Below are 21,368 nucleotides of genomic sequence, written 5' to 3'. Positions count from 1 at the left end.
CCCGGTCCTACGTCAGGTGGAGGTTGTCTCCTCGGCGGCCGACATGACGTCGTCGGTGACGGCGTCGAGGACCGCGCGCTCATCGACGCTGTCCTCAGCGTCGCGAGCGGCCCCGCCGGTGGTGGAGGTGTCGGCCGGCTGGGATGGCGTGGCGTCGTTGTCGGTGAGGACGAGTTGTTCGACCGGGGATAGGGGGTAGCCCCAGTCCCGCAGCGCGGTGAAGTAGGCGCGGTTGTCCCGGGTCGGGTTGCGCCAGGTCTGGCAGCTGGTGGCATCCTCGGCTGCCCCGAGCAGTACCGCGAGGATCAGCTGTGTGGCCCTCGACAAGGTTGCTGTCGCTGTGAGGGCCTCGATCGGGTTCGGACTCCCGGCATAGACGCTCCCGGTCGGGGTGAGGCCAAGCAGCTCGCACGCTGTGGGGTGGCCCGATTCCATCGCTCGGTGCAGATCGTGCCCGCCACGGGCGAGAGTCGTCGCGATGTAGGGCAAGGCGTCGCGCGGAGCGGCACGGCGGGCGAGAAACCCGCGCATCCAGTCACGGCGTACGGACGTGGCGGAGGCCCAGTCCCGATTGTTCGCGATGACCCGGCGCCGTTCGCTCTTGGCCTGCTCGGCGGCATGGGCGAGCTCGCGTGCGCCCTCGCCGTCGCCCCCGCCGTCGCCGTCGTCGGTCGGCGCGACACGGCCCCAACGGGCGACGTGGCCGTGCTCGTCGGGTGCGGTGCACCAGTGGACGACCTTGACCTGGGGCTGGCGGTCCCAGCCGCGGTGTACCTCGACGGTTGCCGCATGGCCGGGGCACCCGCCGTGCGTGGTGGGGTCGAGCTCGGTCCCGCTGGGGGTCTGCGCGTCAAGCCGCAGCCCGCTGAGCTGCGCCGCGCTGCCGGTGTCCTCCGGGTCGAGGACCCGCACGGCCTGGTTGGTCAGCTCGGCGACGGTGTCGGCGACCTGGCGGGCGTCGGCGCGCTGATCGCGAAGCCGCTGCGCGACGTGCGCGAACTGGGCAGGCTCCTTGGCCGCGGTCACGGTGAGCGCTTTCACCGCTTCGACGTCCGGGCCGTCCGGGCCGTCGAACTCGGCGATGACCGCGACCTGGTCCAGGGTGAGGTCGTAGCGCTCCATCGCCGCGGCGAGCTCGCTGCGCGCGACCGCGGTGGTCTGCTTCACCCGGGCGTTCGGGACGTGGGTGCGCCGCGCGATCTGACCCGCGGTCAACCCGAGGTCGAGCAACTGCTGGTGCGCCCGGACCTCGTCGGCCTCGTGGGTGGCGGCGCGATGCTGGTTCTCCTCGAGCTGATCGACGATCCGGTCGATCACCTCGCCCCGGTCCTCGGCGTCCGGGTCCTCGCCGGGCCGGCCGGACTCGACCAAACACCGGGACAGTGGGGCGGCCGGTCTCGACCGCGGCCAGAGTGCGGCGCTTACCCTTGCGCACCACCAGCACGCCGTGGTCGTCGCGGCGGACGATGATCGGTTCCCGGACACCGCGGTCGGAGATCGAGCGCAGGAACGGGCGGTCCAGCACCACGTCGCGGCGCACGTTTGCGCCGATCACCAGAGTGCGCGGATCGACACGAAGCAGCTCGCCCACCGGCTCACTGTCATGGCCGGTGGTCGCATCGACGTCCGCACGCGGTGGCGCGTCATCGGTCTCGGAACCGGTAGCGGCGGCGGTATCGGCGGTGGGGACGGCAGCGTGCGGTCGCTCGTCGGGTCGCGTGATGGTGGAGACGGTGTCTCCGGGGTTGGCGGTGAGGGTCACGGCTGGCTCCTGGAAGGGTTGGCCGGAGCGTGGCTCCAGCGGTTCGGGCGCCCCGGTGCGGGGCGCACTCGCCCCGGGCAGCGCCGTCCGCGGCGGGCGGGGATTCCGGCTGCGCCACTCGGGGTGGACCGGCGGCAGCCAGCGGTGACCGGCCCGGGTCGGCAGTGCGACGGTTCACCCCGATGGCGACGGCCGGGTTCATCGGCCAGGGCCGTGGCCGGCGATGCCAGAGTGCGGCGCTACGCACCCAGGCGCCTCCGACCCCAGATGACCCAGTACGGCACCGCGATCAACCCGCAGCTCGGGTCACCACCGTCGACCCCGCCTACTCACGACTCGGTCGTGAGGTTGCTCGCCGCGCTGTACCTGGGCGGCAACGGCTACGCGCGCTTCTTCCCGACATCGACCCAGACGGCGCCCGCACCTGGCCCGCGGTGCGGGAACGGCGAATGGTCCACAGTCGACGCCGTCTCGACCTGATCAGGTTCCGGTCCGCACGCCCAGGTTTGCCAGCACGCCGCTGAGCCACTGTCGCGGGCTGTCACGACATGGGGCGGGTCGACCAACCGCCGTCGGCCGACTTCCGGACCACCGCGCACGACCACGACCAGCTCCAGCACGTGTTCTGCGACCGGTGCCCGACGGCGTTCCAGCGTCCGAACCGCTGTCACCGCCCCGGACCGCCAGAAGGCGGAGTACCCGTCGTGGCTGGCACACGCGGCCGGAGTGGGGGATGAACACCGGCCGAGCGCGCCCAGCGGTCAGTCCGACCGCCCGCCCACCGGCGTCACCGGTTACTCCACCGTGTGGTCGCTCAGCGTCGCCCGACCCAGGCGCATGGACTGGTGACGACCAGGTCGGCGATCTGCTCCTCAGTCACCGCGCCGAGTTCCCGAACCAGTACCGCGGCGTCCCCGTCGGCGGTGTCCGGGCCGACTCGCAGGTCCCGGGTCGAGGCCCACGACGGTTCGTCCCAGTCGAATCGGCCAGGTCCGGCCTGCACCGCCCACGGAAACGCCCACGCCGGCTCCTCGGTCGGTGCCCCGGCCAGCAGCACGGCGACGCCACCACCCAGGGTGTCGATCACACACTCGACACCCGCGGCGCGGACCAGCTCGGCGACCCGGTCCAGATCGATCACCGCGAACCCGCCGTCCGCGCCGGGCACGTCGTGATCGGGCTTCGACCTCGGGCGGCCGACCTCGTCGCCAAGGCGGCGGCCGGCCGCGCCGCAGCTCGGGGAGGTGGTGACGACACGACCTCCGAGCTGGTCGAGCGTCCGGTCCGGGTCGAACCCCAACCGGGCAAACCACTCGGACACGATCGCGACGACGTCCCCGCCATTCCACGACCCGCCACCGCCCTCGACGTCCTTCAGCTGCACGAACAGGGTAGGAACAGCGCGCACCGCGGGCTGGTCGACGTCCAGCACCAGCGAGCCGTTGCAATGCTGCATGTCCAACAGATCGGCCAGCTCAGCGATCGACACCACCCGGGGGCGGCAGTGGGTCGCGACCGCGTAGCCGACCGATCTCCGAATCAACGTTGTTGTCAGCACCGATGATCGCGGGCACCCCGACGCTTCGGGCACGGATCTGGTCCATCAGCGCGATCGCCGCCCCACGCCGGTGCGAGCGCCGCCAGCTCGCGTCGGTCCACGCCCGAAGTCCGTCGGCGGGTTCGATCAGGTCCCGACACGCCAGCAGCAACCGCTCGTCGGGCCGGTAGGTCGCCGGGATGCCGTCGGGGTGTGCGGCGTCGTACACCATTAGGTGCACCACGCCGTCGACCACGGCTACCCGAGCCACGAGGACGTAGGCGACGGCGCGGTGGCCAGGGTGGTGGATGAGGTCCCCGACGCGCAACAGGCCGGCGGGGATCGTCGGGAACGAGCTCGGAACTATGGTCATGACAGTGGTCCCTTCGATGTGAGACCGCACGGGCATGGCGATCAGGCGACGACCAACTGAAGCGGTCTCACTCGGCATCGGGCGGGGGCTCGGCCCTTCGCTCGTGAGACCGCCGGCGGGCAGGGTCGGGTCACCCACCGCCTGGCAGCGACGCACGGTCGGACGCTGAAGGAGCAATGCACGAGGCCAGTGCCTGACGATCCACGACGTGGATCAACCGCTGTCGGTGCCTTCGACGGGCGACCAAACCGGGCGACGGCCCGGGGCTGGACACAGCGGGCTCGCCCGCGCTTCACCGCAGACCCTCGCCGCGGGCATCGGATGCTCGATCACCGGGGACATATCTGGCGGCACGTCGCTGTTCGGCGGACGCCAGCGGGGAGAACACTGGCCGTCACCGGGGCGGTAAATGGCCGCCTACGGTGAGATGGACTGGCCGCGGTCAATCGCGACCGGCCTCCCCAGCTGGCCGAGCCTGCGGTGCCTTCCGGGCACCTACACCGCTGCGGATGGCCTACATGATGCCGTCATGTCACCGGCGCAGGTGACGGCGCCCCTCCGGTCGACGCAGCGGAGCGTTCCATATCGGAACAACTACGGCGGCGAGACGGTCGCCACAGTGTGAGCCAGAACGCACAGCGTGAGCCCGGGCCCAGCACGGGAGAGCTCGCGCCACAGGTCAAGGAGGACCACATGACTGCGGCTCCGTCGGTTCGGCCGACGTCCACCTCGCCCGAGTCCGACGCGCTGCGGGCGCTCTACGCGGACTGGTCGAACATCATCGCTACCACACCCGACCTCTCCATGCGGCTGTTCCGCAGCATCTTCGACGAGTGGCACCAGCCCACCCGCGAGCCGGAAGACGTGACCTATCGCGAGGAGGTCGTCGGCGGAGTCCCGGGGATCTGGGCTCTGCCCGCCGGTGCGGACGCCTCGCAGGTGCTGCTCTATACGCACGGCGGTGGGTTCGCCGTCGGCTCGGCGTCGAGCCACCGCAAGCTCGCAGCGCACGTCGCCAAGGCGCTGGGCGTCACGGCGTTCGTCCTGGACTATCGCCGCGCCCCGGAGCACCCGCACCCGGCGCAGGTGGAGGACGGCGTCGCGGCGTTCACCGCGCTGACCGAGCGCGGCATAGCACCGGGCGACATCACCACGATCGGCGATTCGGCGGGCGGCAACCTGGCCGTCGCGATCGCGCTGGCGCTGCGCGAGCAGGGCAAGCCGCTGCCCGGCCGGGTGATCGCGTTCTCCCCGTGGCTGGACATGGAGAACAAGGGCGAGACCCTGGTGACCAACGACGCCACCGACGCCCTCATCACCGTGCCGCTGCTCGAAGGCATGATCGCCGGCGTGCTCGCGGGCGGCGCCGTCCCCGCGTCCACACCGCTGGCCAACCCCCTCTACGCCGACTTCACCGGCTTCCCCCGTCTCTACATCAACGCGGGCGGAGCGGAGTCTCTGCTGGACAACGCCACCCGGCTCGCCGAGCGGGCCGAGGCCGCCGGGGTCGACGTCACCCTGACCGTCGCCGAGGGCATGCAGCACGTCTACCCGTTCCTCGCCGGAAACGCGCCGGAGGCCGACGCCGAGATCGCCGCGGTCGCCGACTGGTACCGCGGCTGACGCCGCCCGCCCACCTCCCTCACCGACAGGAGCACCCTCATGAGTGACACCACGACGACCGTGGACTTCGACGCCATCGTGATCGGCAGCGGGTTCGGCGGCATCTACATGCTGCACAAGCTGCGCAACGAGCGCGGGCTGACCGTCCGGGCCTTCGAGAAGGGCGGCGGCGTCGGCGGCACCTGGTACTTCAACCGCTACCCCGGCGCCAAGTCCGACACCGAGGGCTTCGTCTACCGCTACTCCTTCGACAAGGACCTGCTGCAGGAGTGGGACTGGACCACCCGCTACCTCGAGCAGCCCGAGATCGAGCGCTACCTCAACCACGTCGTGGACCGCTACGACCTGCGCCGCGACATCCAGCTCGACACCGAGGTCACGGGCGCGGTGTTCGACGAGGCGCGCAACGTCTGGCAGGTCCGCACGAGCACCGGCGAGGAGTTCACCAGCCGGTACCTGGTGACGGCGCTGGGCCTGCTCGCGAAGACCAACATGCCCGCCATCCCCGGCATCGACCGCTTCGCCGGCACCCTCACCCACACCAACGCCTGGCCGGCCGACCTCGACATCACCGGCAAGCGCGTCGGGGTGATCGGAACCGGTTCCACCGGCACCCAGTTCATCGTCCAGGCCGCCAAGACCGCCGACCAGCTGACGGTCTTCCAGCGCTCGCCGCAGTACGTCGTACCGTCCGGCAACGGCCCGGTCGAGAAGTCCGAGGTCGCCGAGACGAAGGAGAACTTCGACGCGATCTGGGAGCAGGTCCGTAACTCGGTGGTGGCCTTCGGCTTCCAGGAGAGCGGTGTCGAGGCCGCGAGCGTCTCCGACGAGGAGCGGCAGCGGGTGTTCCAGGAGAACTGGGACAAGGGCAACGGCTTCCGGTTCATGTTCGGCACCTTCGCCGACGTCGCCACCGACCCGGCGGCGAACGAGGCCGCCGCGGCGTTCATCCGGTCCAAGATCGCCGAGACCGTGACCGACCCGGAGACCGCCCGCAAGCTCACCCCGACCGACACCTACGCCCGGCGCCCGCTGTGCAACGAGGGCTACTTCGAGACCTTCAACCGGGCCAACGTGTCGCTGGTGTCGATCAAGGAGAACCCGATCGAGGAGATCACCCCGGCCGGGGTCCGCACGGCCGACGGGGTCGTCCACGAGCTCGACGTCCTCGTCTTCGCGACCGGGTTCGACGCCGTCGACGGCAACTACCGTGCCATGGACCTGCGCGGCCGCGACGGGAAGCACATCGACGAGTACTGGACCGACGGGCCCACCAGCTACCTGGGCGTGTCCACGCACGGCTTCCCGAACATGTTCATGATCCTCGGGCCCAACGGGCCGTTCACCAACCTTCCGCCGAGCATCGAGGCGCAGGTGGAGTGGATCAGCGACCTGATCGGCACCGCCGAGCGGGACGGCGTGGCGGCCGTGGAGCCGACGCGCCAGGCCGAGGACGAGTGGACCGAGCTCTGCGCGACCATCGCGAACATGACCCTGTTCCCGAAGGTCGAGTCGTGGATCTTCGGCCAGAACGTGGCCGGCAAGAAGAGCACCGTCATGTTCTACATGGCCGGGATGGGGGCCTACCGGCAGAAGCTTGCCGAGGTCGAAGGCGCCGGGTACGAGGGCTTCGCGATGCGTCGCGACGCCGAGCCGGCCTCCGTCTGAGGCTGCTGCCCGCACAGTCGGGCGGATGGCGCCGACCGCGAGATCGGCGCCATCCGCCCGACTAGGGTGGACCGTCGGGAGCGGGTGCCCGATCACGCCGACTCGACGACGAGGAGCGGCATTTGCCAAGCGAACCGACCATCACTGATCCGACCCACTCGAACCAGCCCGACCAGGCGCGGATGCGGCATGCCCTCGAGCGGCTCATGGACCGGGGGCTTCTCGCTACGCCTGTTGCCCAGTCCGGTGTCCGCGCGGTCATCGAGCGCAGCTGGCGGCGCTGCGTGGGCGCCGAGGTACCGGTCGGCCGGCACGAGGTCCCCTACCTCGCCGATGTCACCGACCTGCAGCCGCGGCTGCACACCGCAGCGGCACCGGTCCTCGACCGGCTCGGCGACGACCTCGGGGACGCCCGCGTGGCGATGTTCCTCAGCGACGACCAGGGGCGCATCATCATGCGCCGCGCCGGGGAGCCCCAGCAGCTGCGGATTCTCGACGACTCCTGTGCCGCAGAGGGGTTCGACTTCTCGGAGCTGTCGATGGGCACGAACGGCTTGGGCACGGTGGCGCGCGAGCGCCGCCCGCTGCTGGTGCATGGCTTCGAGCACTACAACGAGCTGCTCGGACCCCTCACCTGCGCGGGCACACCGATCTTCGAGCCGTTCACGGGGCAACTGCTGGGCACGTTCGCGCTGGCCTGCCGATCCGACCAGGTCAGCCCGCTGATGACCGCGATGGCCACCGACGTCGGGCGACAGATCGAGGGCAACCTCACCGCAATGCTGGGCGCTCACGAACGCATCCTGATCCAGGCCTTCCTGCTGGCGACACGCACCGATCGGCAGCCGGTCATCGTCGTCACCGAGAACACGGCTTTCGGCAACACCGCCGGGCTCATCCACATCACGCCGGAGACCCACGCCCTGCTCTGGTGCGACCTTGCGGAGTCCGGGCTGCGCGCGGGCAAGCACCGGCGCGCGGTCCGGCTGGCAAGCGGCCGGGCTGACGCCCTCGTGGAGCGCGTCGACGGTGTCGGGCCGACCGGCCCGGCCTTCTGCGTGCGACTGCTCGAATCACCGCGTGGCCCCGAACCCGACCGGTCCGCCGACCATCGGCGGGCACGCCGCAGCGCCTCGCCGCCGGTGCCTCTGCATCCGGTTCCCGACATCTCCGACCTGCTCAGGAGCGCGGTCGGCTTCCGAGAGGTCCTGGCCGTCGACGGCCCCGCGGGCAGCGGGAAGCTCACCGCGGCCACGGCGGCGTTGGCCGAGGCGACCGGCTCGCCGCCGCTCGTCGTCGACCTCGCCCGGACCGGGTGCCCGAAGTCCCTCGCCGATACCGGCGCGCCCGCCGTCGTGCTCCACCACGTCCACGACGCGGCAGCCGAGGACCTGCGCCGCATCAGGACCGCCATCGAGGACTCGAGCGTGCCGGTCGCGCTCACCGTCGACCTGGACACCGCCCACCACGACGTCGCGGCCGTGGTCGCGGCGCTGTGCACGACGGTCCGGCTGCCCTCACTACCGGAGATGTCCGCCGAGGTGCCGCGCCTCGTCTCCCAGATCGTGGCCGGCCTCCCACGCGGCCAGCGGGACACCCGGTTCACCTCGGACGCGCTCCAAGCCCTCATGGCCTGGCCGTGGCCCGGCAACCTCGCCGAGCTCCGGCGGACCGTAGAACAGTTGGCGCGCCGCCGCGCCGGCCGCAGCATCAGCTCGGCCGACCTCCCACCGCGCATGCAGAAGGCTCCGCCCCGCGGGCTCAGCATGATCGAGACCGCGGAGCGTGACGCGATCGTCAGCGCGCTGCACCGCTGCGGCGGTAACCGCTCGAAGGCGGCGGCCGCACTCGGCATCGGGCGGACAACGCTGTACCGCAAGCTGCAGACCTACCGGATCTCGACCGGCGACTGACCGTGATCCTCGCAGCGGCAGACATCAGGAGGCTTGGGAGACCCGGAAACTGGATCCGAGTTCGCTACGTCGAGGCCGACCGGCCGGCAAGTCGAGTTCACCGTCTGCCTAGGCAGCTCGCAGCGGTCAGCACCGGGCGCGAGAGCGAAGAGTCGGCGCTGACCAGCCGGGGGCGGGTCGGCGACGTGGTCGAAGTCGGTACGTCCGGGGCACGGTCGGCGTCGGCAGCGACGAGCGGATCGGCATCGTTCGTCCTGTATTGGTTGGGCGATCCAGCTCCAAGGCGCCCATCGACCGACCACTCGGTAGCGGCATCAGCGTCCGGGAAGTATCTCCTCCGAGGTCCGCAAGACCCGCCGTAGGACAGATGAGTCGTCGTCGCGGCGCCACATGAGGTACACGTCGATCAGGGGCAGCGGATCGGCGATCTCGCGTACGCGGACGCCGTCGAGGGGGAGGTGCGCGACAGCGCTGGCCGTCGTGAAATGCAGGCCGACTCCGGCGGATACGAGCGCCGTGGCCGTCCATGAATCGGGTGCCGGCTGCGCGAACCGCGGGGCGAAGCCGGCTGCCTGGCAGCGCTCGACCAGCGTCGCGCGCACGGCCGACCCGAACGACTCGGGGAAGGCGACGAACGGCTCGTCACGGAAATCGGTGATCCGCACCTCTGCGGCGTCGGCGAGCCGGTGCCGGACGGGCACGGCGACGACGCACCGGTCGCGCGCCACGCTGCGGTTGGCGACCCCGACCGGAGGTGCGGCGAACCGGGCCAGCACCAGATCGGCCTCGTCGTCGAGCAGCTCGGCCACGGCCGCGGTGCCGTAGCGGCCGGGCCGGAGGTCGAGGTCGACCAGCGGGTGCTGCTCGCGCACCGCGCGGGCCAGCCGGCCGACCGCCACGTGGGCCGACGGCCCGGCGAAGGAGATCCGGACCCGGCCGCTGCGGCCGTCCCGCGCGGCCGTCACCGCCGCGCGCGCCTCGTCGGTGCGGGCCAGCAGCGCACGCGCGTGCGGCAACAGCGCCGAACCGGCCGGCGTCAGCTCGACCCTGCGCGTGGTGCGCCGGAAGACGTCCGTACCGAGGTCGGCCTCCAGCACGCGCACGCAGCGGCTCAGGTAGGGCTGCGCAAGGTGCAGCCGCTCGGCCGCCCGGCCGAAGTGCAGCTCCTCGGCGATTGCGACAAAGATTCGCAGTCTCTGCACATCCATCTCGCGCCCCTCATTGATGCTCCGTGAGCAACAATAGCCGGTATTCTAGTCTTGGACTCGCTCTGGATTGCGGGCGACGATCGACGCATGAGCCAGCCAGCGCCGTCGATGTCCGAGGTGTCCGCCGAGGACTTCCGATTCATCCACGAGCAGGTCCGGGACTTCGTCCGGACCGCGGTGGTCCCGCGGGAGAACGAGATCATGCGCGAGGACCGGATCCCCGACGACCTGCGCACCGTGGCGGCGCAGATGGGGCTGTTCGGCTACGCGATCCCGTCCGAGTGGGGCGGCATCGGCCTGGACCTGACCCAGGACGCCGAGCTCGCGATGGAGTTCGGGTACACCTCGCTGTCGCTGCGCTCGATGTTCGGCACCAACAACGGCATCGCCGGCCAGGTGCTCGTCGGCTTCGGCACCGACGCGCAGAAGAAGGAATGGCTGGCCCGGATCGCTTCCGGGGAGGTCGTCGCCTCGTTCGCACTCACCGAGCCCGGCGCCGGGTCGAACCCCGCCGGCCTGCGCACCCGGGCCCGCCGCGACGGCGACCACTGGATGATCGACGGCCAGAAGCAGTACATCACCAACGCGTCCTCGGCCGGCCTGTTCGTCGTCTTCGCCCGCTACGCCGACCCGGCGCCCGGGGCGCCCGGCATCGCCGTGTTCCTCGTCCCCGCGCACGCGCCCGGCGTCACCGTCGGCCCGAAGGACGCCAAGATGGGCCAGGAGGGATCGACCACCTCCGACGTCGCGTTCGACAGCGTCCGGGTGCCCACCGACGCCCTGGTCGGCGGGGACGAGGCGGCCGGCTACAGGGCAGCGATGACCTCGCTGGCCCGCGGCCGGGTGCACATCGCCGCGCTCGCGGTCGGGACCGCGCAGCGCGCACTCGACGAGTCGGTCGCCTACGCGGCGCAGAACACTCAGGGCGGGCAGCGTATCGGGGACTTCCAGCTGGTCCAGGCGATGCTCGCCGACATGCAAACCGGCGTCATGGCCGGGCGGGCCATGGTCCGCGAGGCCGCCCGCGCCTACGTCGACGGGACCGACCGGCGCATCGCCCCGTCCGCGGTGAAGCTGTTCTGCACCGAGATGGTCGGGAAGGTCGCCGACCTCGCCGTGCAGGTGCACGGCGGCGCCGGGTACATGAAGGAGATCCCGGTCGAGCGGATCTACCGCGACGTCCGGCTGCTGCGGCTCTACGAGGGCACCAGCGAGATCCAGCGCCTCATCATCGGCGGCGGCCTGGTCCGCCAGGCAGTGGCCCGGTCGTGACCCCCGCACCGGAGCTGCCCCTGGCCGGCATCACCGTCGTTGCGCTCGAGCAGGCCGTCGCCGGGCCGATCGCGACCCGGCACCTGGCCGACCTCGGCGCCCGCGTCGTCAAGATCGAACGTCCAGGGGAGGGCGACTTCGCCCGCCACTACGACGACGCCGTACTCGGCCTGGCCACCCACTTCGTCTGGCTCAACCGCGGCAAGGAGTCCCTCGCCGTGGACCTGAAGTCCGAGCACGGCCGCCGCGTCGTGCACGAGCTCGTCGCCCGGGCCGACGTGTTCCTGCACAACACCGCCCCCGGCGTCGTGGACCGGCTCGGGCTCGACGCCGACACGCTCCGGGCCACCGATCCGCGCCTCGTCGTCGTCAACATCTCGGGCTACGGCACCGGCGGGCCGCACCGGGACCGCAAGGCCTACGACATGCTCGTGCAGGCCGAGTCCGGAATGGTCGCCGTCACCGGCACCCCCGACACCCCGACCAAGACGGGGGTGCCCAACGCGGACATCGCCGCCGGCCTCTACGCGGCCACATCCGTCCTGGCCGCCCTGTTCCGGCGCGAGCGCACCGGAGCGGGCGCCGTGGTCGACGTGTCGATGTTCGACTCCGCGGTCGAGTGGATGGGCCACCCCCTCTACATGCAGCTCTACGGCGGCCGCCAGATCCCGCGGATGGGCCTGAGCCACGCCGCGATCGCCCCCTACGACGCCTACCCGACCGCGGACGGCGAGATCCTCATCGGCGTCCAGAACGACCGGGGTTGGCACACCCTGGTCGGCGACGTCTTCGGCGCCCCCGCCCTGTCCACCGACCCCCGCTTCGCCACCAACCTCGACCGGGTCCGGCACCGCACCGACTGCGACGCCGCCGTCGCCGCACACATCTCCGGATGGACCACCGCCGCGCTCGACGAGCGTCTCGCCCGCGGCCGGGATCCCAGCCGCCCAGATCAACACCACCGCGCAGCTGGTCGAGCACCCGCAGCTACACGAGCGGGACCGCTGGCGCGCCGTGTCCACCGAGGCCGGCGACATCCGCGGCGTGCTGCCGCCGATGACCTTCCGTGACGTCGAACTTCCGATGGGCGCCGTGCCCGCCCTCGGCGAGCACACCGACCGGATCCTCGACGAGCTCGGCCTGCCCGACGAGCCCACCCGCGCCACCCCGACCGAGGACCCGTCTTGACGTCGCCGGTCCCACGCGGCCACCGGCCTACGCCGACCGGACTTCATGACGGCACGCAGCTGAGGATGGACAAACGGGTCGTTCAGCCGGTCGCGGGGCCACTGCTGATGTCGATCCCGACACCGCCCAGCGCACCCGCGGCGAGCTGCTCCAAGAGCCCGACGAGGCGGGCCCGCGAGATGCCGTCCCTGATGTGCGCCGTTCCGTTCAGCATCGAGAGCATCACCTTGACCACTGCGCGGACGTCGAGCTCGGCCAGGTCCCCATGTTCCGCTGAGATGGCCTCGCACCAGACACCTTCGTACTCACGCTGACGACGACGTAGCTGTCGCAGCTCCCGGACCGGGAGCTCCCGCTGTTCACGGAGGTAGACCGCAAGCAGTGCGCGTTCGCTCGCCGCGAACTCGACGTGGAACTCGACGAGCTGCGCGATTGCGGCCGGGCGAGCATCAGCGGACTCGACGATCGCCCGGGATCCGTCGAGGAGGTGGTCCATCGCCGCGTCACAGAGCGTCATCAGCAACTCGAGCTTGCTCGCGAAGTGGCGGTACACGCCAGGACCCGAGATCCCGACCGCACGGCCGATGTCATCGGTGCTGACCGCGTGGTAGCCCCTGGCCGCGAACAGGTCGGCCGCCGCCTGGAGCAACGCGGACTTCCGTAGCGACACGGTGCTTTCGCTCCCGTTCACGACAGGCATGTGCACCCCCACTCGACCCAGGAACCCTACGTTAGCCGTCGCTAACCTCGCGCACCAGTCAACGGGACCGCCGGGCGGGCCTGCTCAGTTCGACAGCCAGCGCTCCGGGGGCAGGACGGGCTGGTCCAGCCGGCCGTTCGCGGCCAGCACGCGCTCGAACTGCTGCAGGTGCCGGACCATCGCCTTCGCCGCGCGGTCGGCGTCCCCGGCCGCCACCGCCTGCGCGATGCTCAGGTGGGCGCGGCGGGTCTCCTCCATGTCACGGTCGGAGAGTTGCTCGCCTGGAACGTGCCAGGTCAGTTCCTGCCCGAACGCCGCGATGACCAGACGGACGATCTCGTTGTTGCTGCAGACCCCGAGTGCCTCGTGGAACTCGATCGACGGCTCCCACGAACCGTTGCGCGGCGATCCCGCGTTCGCGAGCGCGAGCAGCCACCCGCGCTGCTCCTCGGTCGCCGTGCGCGCGGCGGCGGCCGCCGCCGCGGGTTCGACGAGCTGGCGGAACTCGGAGAACGCCCGCATCGTCGTCCCGGATAGCGTCAGCAGGAGGGCGAGCGAGCGGGTGACGTGACTTAGGTCGGGCTCGGCCACCCTGATGCCGCCGTGTGGGCCACGCCGGATCTCGATCAGCCCATCGGACTCGAGGAGCCGCAACGCCTCGCGCACGGTCCCCCGACTGAACCCGGTCTCGGCGATGAGGGTGGCCTCGGACCGCAGAGGCTCGCCCGGCTGCATCTGGTTACCGAGAATCTGCCCGCGCAACCGGTCGGCCAGGACGTCGGAGGCCTTGGGCAGCCTCGGCTGACGACGGCCGTACATCGGGGCCTCGCTCGCGACACCTCGCGGGCCCGACTGATCCAAGCGGTCCACGTCCAACTCCGTCCCTGCCATCGGTAGAGAGGACCGCCCTAGGGAAACGTGCCGTCCATCCTGTACCGGGCATCAGTTTAAGGAGTCTCCATCCTCGGTCGCGCGCCGGACCTCGGCTCCCACGTGTTTCCTGGGTGTCAGCGCCCTTTCTGGTCGTCCGCCGTCGCCGGTCTCCGCCGTGATCCGCGACCTAGGTGAGGTTGAGTCCCGCCGCTTCCAGCTTCCGGTAGAGCGTCGAGCGGGAGATCCCCAGCAGGGACGCGGCGGCCTTCTTGTTCCCGGCCGCCTCGCTCAACGCGTCCATGATCGCGGTCAGCTCGGCCCGCTCGAACCGGCTCATGCGGCGGCGGTACGCCCGGGCGCGCAGATCGTCGGGAAGGTCGCCGACGTGCACCTCGCTCCCCCGCGCCACGGTCTGCGCCTGGTCGACCGCGTGCCGCAGGGCCCGCGTGTTGCCCGGCCACGGGGTCCGGATGAGCAGCGAGACGACTTCGGGCGCCAGCCGCGCCGGCGCGGCGAACGACCGGGCGAGTGCCGGGATGTCGTTCGTCCGGTTGCGCAGCGGCGGCAGCGCGACGACGGCACACCGCTGGTCATCGTGGCCGGCCGTCATCGGAGGAGTCTGCGTGCCGGCGGTCACCAGGCAACGCCATCCCTGCGCGTGCACCCCGTGCAAGAGCGACGTCAGGGTGCGCAACGCCGCGGGCGAGAGCCCGTCGACGTGCCTCACCACGATGGTGCCCGGCACGCCGACGAGATCCGATCGCAGACTTGCCATCCAGGCCGACGGGCCGTCCACCGTCATCGATTCGGCGTCCTTGACGACGAGGGATCCGCCGCCATCGAAGTGGCGGTGGACCGCCTCGGCCACCGCGGTCTTCCCCACGCCCGGCTCGCCGGACACGACGACGACCCGGTCGCGTGCGCGGACGGCGATCGCCTGACAGGCCCGGAGCCACGCCGGGTCGGCGCCGACCAGGCCGGGGAGGGTGGCCGGCCGACCCCGGCCACCGCCGGTCGAGCCCTCGGGACGGGGCGCCTCCCGGATCTCGACGATCGCGCCGATCTCGTCGCCGCCGTCACGCATGGACTCGCCGTGCATCACGACCATCCGGCCGTCCGGCAGCTCCAGCTCGGCCTCGGAGACATCGGGGGTCCGCAGCAGCCGGGTGACCTGCTCCCAGACCAGCGCCTGCTCGGTTCCGTCGAGGAGCTGGGCCGCACGAGGTGAGCTGATCAGCAACCGCTCGCTGATCACGAAGAAGTCGTGACGAACGCGTCGCGAGGCCGCCACGAACCGGTCGAGCAGTGCCCGTTCCGCTCCCGACTGCTGCGCCCACAGCCGTTGCTCGATCTGCTGTGCGGTCTGTTCGGCGATGTACACCACGAGCGAGTTGTCGTGGTCGGCGGCGCAGGTGACGTCGAGCAGGCCGTGCAGCCTGCGGTCGGCGCTCCGGATCGGGACGCCGACGCAGGTGAACTCGTGCAGGTCCCCGGCGTAGTGCTCGTGGCCGTCGACCCGGACCGTCCGGCCGAGTTCGAGCGCGGTGCCGACCCCGTTGGTGCCGACCTCGCCCTCCGCGAAGACGAATCCCTCGGCCGCCGACACGGCGTCGAGGCGGCCGAGCAGGTGTGCGTTCGACGAGGTGCGGTCGAGGATGCGCGCCGAGGCGTCGGTGAGCAGGAAGGAGATGCCGAGGTCGCCGAGCCGCTCGTTGACGTGGTCGAGCACGGGACGGGCGGCACGCACCAGGGGTGCCTCGTGATCGAAGTCAGGGGCGTAGCGTGGCATCATGGCGTCCACCGGCACGTCGAGGTAGGAACAGCGACGCCAGGACACGGCGATCTCCGGACGCATCGTGCAAGGGGCGAGGCCGTCGAGGAATGCCTCACGCTCGTGGGCCACCGCGTGCTGAAGGATCGTCATCGATCACTCTCCGCGTCCATCGGGCGTCCAGTGGGCGTCCGTCCCGGTACTTAGCGGAAAGATTATACCGATTGCGGCCGGAATCCGTGTTCCTTTCTGGGACACGGATTCCGGCCGGTGATCATTCGAAGCAGTTCGGCGCGTGTTTGAACTCGGCCCAGTCCTCCGGGTCGTGGCTGATCCAGATGGTGGCGTCGGCGGAGTCGCGGAGCAGGTTGAGCCGCCGGATCGATCTCAGCGACTGGACCGTGTCCGCGTCGTGGGGCATCGGGGCGATCGTCGTCAGCGCGTCCCGCAGGTGCACCGTGTCGCCGGTGAGGATGAAGTTGCGACCCGGGAGCCGGACCAGCAGGCTCAGCTCACCCGGGGTGTGGCCCGGGGTGAACAGGATGACGACGCTCCCGTCGCCGAACACGTCGTGGTCGACGCCGGGCACCTCGAGCACGTTACGGCCGCGGAGCGGCTCGATGTCGGCCTGCCGGAAGAACCCTGCCCCGGCCGGGTCGGGCCAGAACCCGAACCTCATGTCGCCCTCGCCCACGTAGAACTGGGCGTCCGGGAAGAGGTAGAGCCCGCCGGTGTGGTCGAAGTGCGTGTGCGAGGCGATCACGTACTTGATGTCCGACAGCTTGTACCCGAGCGCCTCGAGCTGCGCGTCCACCGTCTGTTCGGGCAGGAAGCTCAGCCCGAGGTGTTCGGCGAGCGGTCCGTAGACCCCCTCGGGATCGGTGGCGGCGGCCGGGACCAGGCCGGTGTCGAAGAGGACCAGGCCCTTCGGGTGCTCGATCAGGAAGGCGGGCATCGGGATGGTGCACTCACCGCTCGCCCCGAGCAATAGCAGCGACTTGTCGACGGTGAAGGTGGGCGAGTCGAGCGCCCACATCCGCTTGGCCGTTCCGGGTGTTGCCATGATCGTTCAGTCTCCTTGCCGGGTCAGGCGGTGACGGGGACGCGGGGCGCCACGTCGAGGTCGACGCTGCTGGGCTCCTTGGGGAGCCGGCCGCACTCGCGGTGCAGGACGGGCATGATCTCCTCGGCGAAGTACTGCATCTGCGCCTCGATCTCCTCACCCTGGAAGCCGCCGCTCTCGAACCAGGTGTGGAACATGAAGTCGTCGTAGCCGCACTGCTCCTTGACCTCCATGATCGAGTCGATCACGTACTGCTTGGAGCCGTGGATGGCGACCTTCTTGTCCCGCAGCATCTGCGCGGTCACCTTCGTGTTCAGGTCGTAGAAGGGCTCGTCGGCCTCCGCGAGCACGGCGGCGAACCCGAACGGGCCGTAGTAGTCCCACTGGAGCTCCAGCGATCGGGCGGCCCGGTCCATGTCACCGAGACCCTTGTCCACGCAGTGGATGTACCGGCAGGTGACCACGCCGCGGCGGCGCTCGGCGTCCCAGCCGCGCTTGAACTCGCCGCGGTTCTGGCGGTCGGGCCAACCGGCCTTCTCGGCCTCCGCGTGGTAGAGGTCGATGTTCTGCTTGAGCCGCGAGTTGGGCTCGACGATGAAGTAGCCGTTGATGCCCCGCTCGGCGGCGAACCGGATGGACCGGGGGCTGGTCAGCGGCTCCCACATCTGCGGGTAGGGCTTCTGCAGCGGCTGCGGGTAGACCGGGATCTCCAGCAGCTTGGTGGTGGTGGCCTGCACCGGGTTGCCGGCGGAGTACATGTCGGGGGCGCCGAGCTTGAGGACCTGCTCGAGCGTGCGGCCCATGCCCTCCTGGCTGAAGTAGGCGTGGGTCTGCTTGTGACCCCACTTGGTGTAGGACGGCGGGATCGACATGAACTCGCCGTGGTGCGACATCGAGTCCTGGGTCCAGGCCTTGATGATGATGTCGTAGGCCTCCTCGAAGTAGGCCCGGTTGCGCTCCTGGTCCTGGATCGTGGAGCCGTAGGCCCAGCCGAACACCTCATTCTCCCGCGGCTGGTAGCCGCGGCCGATCCCGAACTCCAGCCGGCCGCCGCTGATCACGTCGAGCATCGCTGCCTGCTCGGCGATCCGGATCGGGTGGTGCCAGGTGACGATGTTGGCGGCCTGGCCGAGCCGGATGTTCTTCGTCCGCGACGCGATGGCCGCCTCGGCGAGCAGCGGGTTCGGGCTGAGCTCGGCACCCTCGGGCTGGAAGTGGTGCTCGGTCTGGAACCAGTAGTCGAAGCCGAGCTGGTCGGCGAGGATGCCCTGGCGCACCTGGTTGACGATGGTGCGCTGGGCCGAGGTGTGCGTCGCGGGCAGGTCACCGTCGTTGACGGCCACCGTGTCCCCGTTGTACTGGACGTTCTTGACAGGAAGGTCGGAGGCTCCGTTGTGGAACACTCCGATTTCGATCGCCATCGCAGTTCTCCGTTCTCCGGCCGAAGCCGATCACTGGTCGTCCTCAGGTGGGCCGGGGCTCTGGTCGTCCCGGTCGGGTCATTGCGTCGAGTAGCCGCCGTCGATCACGAGCTCGGAACCGGTGACGTAGGACGCCTCGTCCGAGGCGAGGAAGAGCACTCCGTAGGAGATCTCCTCGGGCCGCGCCATCCGCTGGAGCGGCGTCGCGCCGACGATGATCGGGATGACCTCGGCCGGTACGTCGTCGGACACCATCGGGGTGTCGACGATCCCGGGGTGCACCGAGTTGACCCGGATGCCCGCACCGGCGAACTCGATGGCCGCGGTCTTGGTGAGCAGCCGGACCGCACCCTTGGTCGCCTGGTAGGCGGTGGCCCCGCCGCTGCCGATGAGGCCGTAGATCGAGGAGGTGTTGATGATGGAACCGCCGCCGGCCCGGCGCATCGCCTCGGCCGCGGCCTTCATCCCGAGCCAGACACCGGTCTGGTTGGTCGCGATGATCCGGTCCCAGCTCTCCCGGGTGGTCGCCTCGACACCGGCCATGTCGAGCACCCCGGCGTTGTTGACCAGGATGTCGAGCCGGCCGAAACGCTCCTCGGCCAGCGCCACCGCGGCGTTCCAGCCGTCCTCGTCACGGACGTCGAACACGTGCGCGACGACGTCGTGGCCCTTCGCGGTGAGCGTCTCCGCCACCGCGGCGAGCTCGTCGGCGAGGATGTCGCCGATCACGAGTCGCGCGCCCTCGGAGGCGAGCAGCGCCGCGTGCGCGGCACCCTGGCCCCGTGCCGCGCCGCTGATCAGCGCCACCTTGCCGGCAAGCCTGTCACCCATGTCGTTCTCCTTCGGTTGTCGGTCCGATCGGCGGGCCGCGCTCACGCGGTGCCGGCTGCGCCTGCCGCGGCGGGTGCCGCGTGGGCGTGTCCGTGCCCTGTCCCGTGGGCGTGCCCGTGGTCGTGGGACACCGGATCTGCCACAGGTCCGGCGGTCTCCTTCAGGGAGCGCTCCTGGCGCTCGAGCTCCCGGTCGAGGCTGCGGTTGTCGCCCCTGGCCCTGGCGATCCAGGTGCGTGCGGCGTCGGGCGTCATGTGGCAGAGCCCGGGCACATCGCGGTTGTCCAGGCACAGCGCGCGGTCGGACGCGGCCGGCTTGCGCTCGGCCGGCGGTGCCGCCCGACCGGAGAGCCCCACCGCGGCGAACCGGCGCCGGGCCGGTGCCCGGCAAGCCGGGCACTGCATCGTCGGCGGCGCCGGGTTGGACACGAAGTGCTCGGCGACGCCGTCGCAGGCCTCGCACCGGTAGTCGACGATGATCATCGCGATGCCTCCGCGCGGTACCGCTCGCGGGCGTCGGCCTCGCCGAACCTGGCCCGCAGGACCTTCTTGTCGAACTTGCCCACCCCGGTCTTCGGGATGGCGTCGACGAACAGGAACTCCTCAGGGATCCACCACCGGGCGAAGTGCTCGAGCAGGTACGCCGTGAGCTCCTCGGGGGTGACCGGTGAGCGGGTCACGACGCAGGCGAGCGGGCGTTCCAGCCACTTGTCGTGGGGCACTGCGACGACCGAGGCCTCGGCCACCGCCGGGTGCGCCATCAGGGAGTTCTCCAGCTCCACCGAGGAGATCCACTCCCCGCCACTCTTGATCAGGTCCTTGGACCGGTCGGTCAGCTGCACGTAGCCGTCCGGGTCGATCACACCGACGTCGCCGGTCTTGAACCAGCCCTGCGCGTCGTAGCTGGCCGGGCTGCGCGGGTCGTCGTAGTAGGCGCTGGCCATCCACGGCGACCGCAGGTGGTACTCGCCGACGGCCTTACCGTCCCACGGCAGGTCGTCGCCGTCCTCGTCGACGAGCCTGACCTCGCACAGCGGCAGGGGCAGCCCCTGCTTGCCGCGGACGTCGTACACATCGTCCTCTGCGACGTGGTCGTGCTTGCTCTTCAACGCCGTGAACGTGACCAGCGGCGAGGCCTCGGTCATCCCCCAGCCCTGCGGCACCACGACGGCGTGGGTGTCGGCGAACCACTTCATCAGGCCGCGCGGCGGCGCCTGACCGCCCAGCCACAGGACGTCGAGCGAGGAGACGTCATAGTGCGGGTCGTCGCGCTCGAGCAGGTCGCGCATCATCACGCCGATGGTCACCGCGCCGACGGCATGGGTGACCTTGTGCCGGTCGATCAGCTCGAGATAGTGCTTCGGCTCGGGGTGCGGACCGGGCAGCACCAGCGTCGCACCCTGCAGCGCGGCGGCGAACGGGATGCCCCAGCTGTTGGCGTGGAACATCGGGCTGATGGCGAGGAAGATCGCCTCCTCGCGCACCCCGATCGAGCCGTGCAGGCACAGGCCCAGGGTGTGCAGCACCACGCTGCGGTGGCTGTAGAGGACCCCCTTGGGGTCCCCGGTCGTGCCCGAGGTGTAGCACATCGCGGACGCGGTGGTCTCGGGAAAGTCGGGGAACTCCAGCTTCCCGTCCTGCGCGGCGAGCAGCTCCTCGTAGGAGTGGACGGGACTCAGCGTGGTCTCGGGCACCGTGTCGGCGAGCACCACGTAGGCCTGCACACCGCGCAGGTCCGGGGCGAGCCGTTCGATGAGCGGGATCTGGTCGGGGTCGATCAGCAACACCCGGTCGCCACCGTGGTTGATGATGTAGGCGATCTGCTCGTCGAACAGCCGCAGGTTCACGGTGTGCAGCACCGCGCCCATGCATGGCACGCCGAAGTAGGCCTCGTAGTGGCGGTGGGTGTTCCAGGCCACCGTCCCGACCCGGTCACCGGGCCGCACCCCCAGTGCGGTCAACGCCTGGGCGAGCTTGCGGGCCCGCACGGCATACTCGGCGTAGGTGTAGCTGATGTCCTCGCCGTCACCGGTCCGGGAGATGATGCGCTTGTCCCCGAACACACGTTCCGCGCGCCAGAGCAGCTGTTTCATCAGCAGTGGCCGATCCATGATCAGGCCGTCCATACCCACCTCCGAGCTCGATCCATCCGCTGGTCGACGCTAG

The 21,368-nt window shown here is 70.7% G+C and carries 18 protein-coding genes; 6 read left to right on the top strand and 12 right to left on the bottom strand.

Annotation, left to right across the window (positions count from 1 at the left end; translation table 11 throughout):
• Positions 1-12 precede the first annotated feature (12 nt).
• From H6H00_RS32380 to H6H00_RS19440, 3 genes are all read right to left on the bottom strand, one after another.
• Positions 13-1,371 carry a chromosome partitioning protein ParB gene (locus tag H6H00_RS32380; protein ID WP_255425265.1) on the bottom strand — a complete coding sequence of 453 codons (1,359 nt, stop codon included), beginning with the start codon at positions 1,369-1,371 and terminating at the stop codon, positions 13-15.
• Positions 1,372-2,576: 1,205 nt separating this feature from the next.
• Positions 2,577-3,251 carry a hypothetical protein gene (locus tag H6H00_RS19445; RefSeq protein ID WP_185717168.1) on the bottom strand — a complete coding sequence of 225 codons (675 nt, stop codon included), beginning with the start codon at positions 3,249-3,251 and terminating at the stop codon, positions 2,577-2,579.
• A complete protein-coding gene (locus tag H6H00_RS19440; RefSeq protein WP_185717167.1) occupies positions 3,238-3,672 on the bottom strand; it encodes a hypothetical protein in 435 nt (144 codons plus the stop codon). Before H6H00_RS19440 ends, H6H00_RS19445 begins: the two co-directional genes overlap by 14 nt.
• Positions 3,673-4,365: 693 nt before the next feature.
• Between H6H00_RS19440 and H6H00_RS19435 the strand changes: the two genes are divergently transcribed.
• The 3 genes from H6H00_RS19435 to H6H00_RS19425 all read left to right on the top strand — a co-directional run bounded on the left by H6H00_RS19435 (position 4,366) and on the right by H6H00_RS19425 (position 8,876).
• Complete coding sequence (locus tag H6H00_RS19435) at positions 4,366-5,295, top strand: alpha/beta hydrolase (RefSeq protein ID WP_185717166.1); 930 nt, start codon at positions 4,366-4,368, stop codon at positions 5,293-5,295.
• 39 nt (positions 5,296-5,334) lie between these two features.
• The gene (locus H6H00_RS19430) at positions 5,335-6,963 is read left to right on the top strand and encodes a flavin-containing monooxygenase (RefSeq protein ID WP_185717165.1); all 1,629 of its coding nucleotides are present in this window, start codon (positions 5,335-5,337) and stop codon (positions 6,961-6,963) included.
• A gap of 182 nt (positions 6,964-7,145) precedes the next feature.
• Positions 7,146-8,876 carry a sigma-54-dependent Fis family transcriptional regulator gene (locus tag H6H00_RS19425; protein WP_500801824.1) on the top strand — a complete coding sequence of 577 codons (1,731 nt, stop codon included), beginning with the start codon at positions 7,146-7,148 and terminating at the stop codon, positions 8,874-8,876.
• 314 nt (positions 8,877-9,190) lie between these two features.
• On the opposite strand, the gene H6H00_RS19420 is transcribed toward H6H00_RS19425, so the two are convergent.
• Positions 9,191-10,078 (bottom strand): LysR family transcriptional regulator, encoded by an 888-nt coding sequence (locus tag H6H00_RS19420; RefSeq protein ID WP_185717163.1) that lies wholly within the window; start codon positions 10,076-10,078, stop codon positions 9,191-9,193.
• Positions 10,079-10,192: 114 nt separating this feature from the next.
• Between H6H00_RS19420 and H6H00_RS19415 the strand changes: the two genes are divergently transcribed.
• The 3 genes from H6H00_RS19415 to H6H00_RS32885 are packed head-to-tail and all read left to right on the top strand — an operon-like array spanning position 10,193 to position 12,544.
• Positions 10,193-11,356 (top strand): acyl-CoA dehydrogenase family protein, encoded by a 1,164-nt coding sequence (locus tag H6H00_RS19415; RefSeq protein WP_221775986.1) that lies wholly within the window; start codon positions 10,193-10,195, stop codon positions 11,354-11,356.
• A complete protein-coding gene (locus H6H00_RS19410) occupies positions 11,353-12,426 on the top strand; it encodes a CaiB/BaiF CoA transferase family protein (RefSeq protein ID WP_344735790.1) in 1,074 nt (357 codons plus the stop codon). Before H6H00_RS19415 ends, H6H00_RS19410 begins: the two co-directional genes overlap by 4 nt.
• A complete protein-coding gene (locus tag H6H00_RS32885; protein ID WP_344736934.1) occupies positions 12,326-12,544 on the top strand; it encodes a hypothetical protein in 219 nt (72 codons plus the stop codon). The genes H6H00_RS19410 and H6H00_RS32885 overlap by 101 nt, the downstream gene beginning before the upstream one ends.
• An 82-nt stretch (positions 12,545-12,626) precedes the next feature.
• Here H6H00_RS32885 and H6H00_RS19405 read toward each other — a convergent pair whose 3' ends face one another.
• The 8 genes from H6H00_RS19405 to H6H00_RS19370 all read right to left on the bottom strand — a co-directional run bounded on the left by H6H00_RS19405 (position 12,627) and on the right by H6H00_RS19370 (position 21,313).
• Positions 12,627-13,244, bottom strand: a complete 618-nt coding sequence (locus H6H00_RS19405; RefSeq protein ID WP_185717161.1) for a TetR/AcrR family transcriptional regulator — start codon at positions 13,242-13,244, stop codon at positions 12,627-12,629.
• A gap of 84 nt (positions 13,245-13,328) precedes the next feature.
• Positions 13,329-14,114: a FadR/GntR family transcriptional regulator gene (locus H6H00_RS19400; protein WP_185717160.1), complete on the bottom strand. Its 786-nt coding sequence runs from the start codon at positions 14,112-14,114 to the stop codon at positions 13,329-13,331.
• Positions 14,115-14,304: 190 nt separating this feature from the next.
• The gene (locus H6H00_RS19395) at positions 14,305-16,041 is read right to left on the bottom strand and encodes a sigma-54-dependent Fis family transcriptional regulator (RefSeq protein WP_185717159.1); all 1,737 of its coding nucleotides are present in this window, start codon (positions 16,039-16,041) and stop codon (positions 14,305-14,307) included.
• Positions 16,042-16,162: 121 nt separating this feature from the next.
• Entirely contained in the window at positions 16,163-16,951 is a 789-nt protein-coding gene (locus H6H00_RS19390) for an N-acyl homoserine lactonase family protein (RefSeq protein WP_185717158.1), read from the bottom strand.
• 23 nt (positions 16,952-16,974) lie between these two features.
• A complete protein-coding gene (locus H6H00_RS19385) occupies positions 16,975-18,372 on the bottom strand; it encodes an LLM class flavin-dependent oxidoreductase (protein WP_185717157.1) in 1,398 nt (465 codons plus the stop codon).
• 78 nt (positions 18,373-18,450) lie between these two features.
• Positions 18,451-19,203, bottom strand: a complete 753-nt coding sequence (locus H6H00_RS19380) for an SDR family NAD(P)-dependent oxidoreductase (RefSeq protein ID WP_185717156.1) — start codon at positions 19,201-19,203, stop codon at positions 18,451-18,453.
• A gap of 41 nt (positions 19,204-19,244) precedes the next feature.
• Positions 19,245-19,685 carry an FmdB family zinc ribbon protein gene (locus H6H00_RS19375; RefSeq protein WP_185717155.1) on the bottom strand — a complete coding sequence of 147 codons (441 nt, stop codon included), beginning with the start codon at positions 19,683-19,685 and terminating at the stop codon, positions 19,245-19,247.
• Positions 19,682-21,313 (bottom strand): long-chain fatty acid--CoA ligase, encoded by a 1,632-nt coding sequence (locus H6H00_RS19370; protein WP_255425264.1) that lies wholly within the window; start codon positions 21,311-21,313, stop codon positions 19,682-19,684. The genes H6H00_RS19375 and H6H00_RS19370 overlap by 4 nt, the downstream gene beginning before the upstream one ends.
• Positions 21,314-21,368 lie beyond the last annotated feature (55 nt).

This window comes from Pseudonocardia petroleophila, from assembly GCF_014235185.1.
In the GTDB taxonomy this organism is placed as follows: domain Bacteria; phylum Actinomycetota; class Actinomycetes; order Mycobacteriales; family Pseudonocardiaceae; genus Pseudonocardia; species Pseudonocardia petroleophila.
The sequence above is the reverse complement of the archived record's forward strand: the minus strand, read 5'-3'. Positions and strand labels throughout refer to the sequence as shown.

Excerpts from the sequence above, each read along its gene's own strand:
- H6H00_RS19440 (WP_185717167.1), bottom strand. The coding sequence starts at position 3,672 with ATGACCATAGTTCCGAGCTCGTTCCCGACGATCCCCGCCGGCCTGTTG.
- H6H00_RS19435 (WP_185717166.1), top strand. The coding sequence starts at position 4,366 with ATGACTGCGGCTCCGTCGGTTCGGCCGACGTCCACCTCGCCCGAGTCC.
- H6H00_RS19430 (WP_185717165.1), top strand. The coding sequence starts at position 5,335 with ATGAGTGACACCACGACGACCGTGGACTTCGACGCCATCGTGATCGGC.
- H6H00_RS19425 (WP_500801824.1), top strand. The coding sequence starts at position 7,146 with ATGCGGCATGCCCTCGAGCGGCTCATGGACCGGGGGCTTCTCGCTACG.
- H6H00_RS19415 (WP_221775986.1), top strand. The coding sequence starts at position 10,193 with ATGTCCGAGGTGTCCGCCGAGGACTTCCGATTCATCCACGAGCAGGTC.
- H6H00_RS19405 (WP_185717161.1), bottom strand. The coding sequence starts at position 13,244 with ATGCCTGTCGTGAACGGGAGCGAAAGCACCGTGTCGCTACGGAAGTCC.
- H6H00_RS19395 (WP_185717159.1), bottom strand. The coding sequence starts at position 16,041 with ATGACGATCCTTCAGCACGCGGTGGCCCACGAGCGTGAGGCATTCCTC.
- H6H00_RS19390 (WP_185717158.1), bottom strand. The coding sequence starts at position 16,951 with ATGGCAACACCCGGAACGGCCAAGCGGATGTGGGCGCTCGACTCGCCC.
- H6H00_RS19385 (WP_185717157.1), bottom strand. The coding sequence starts at position 18,372 with ATGGCGATCGAAATCGGAGTGTTCCACAACGGAGCCTCCGACCTTCCT.
- H6H00_RS19380 (WP_185717156.1), bottom strand. The coding sequence starts at position 19,203 with ATGGGTGACAGGCTTGCCGGCAAGGTGGCGCTGATCAGCGGCGCGGCA.
- H6H00_RS19375 (WP_185717155.1), bottom strand. The coding sequence starts at position 19,685 with ATGATCATCGTCGACTACCGGTGCGAGGCCTGCGACGGCGTCGCCGAG.
- H6H00_RS19370 (WP_255425264.1), bottom strand. The coding sequence starts at position 21,313 with ATGGATCGGCCACTGCTGATGAAACAGCTGCTCTGGCGCGCGGAACGT.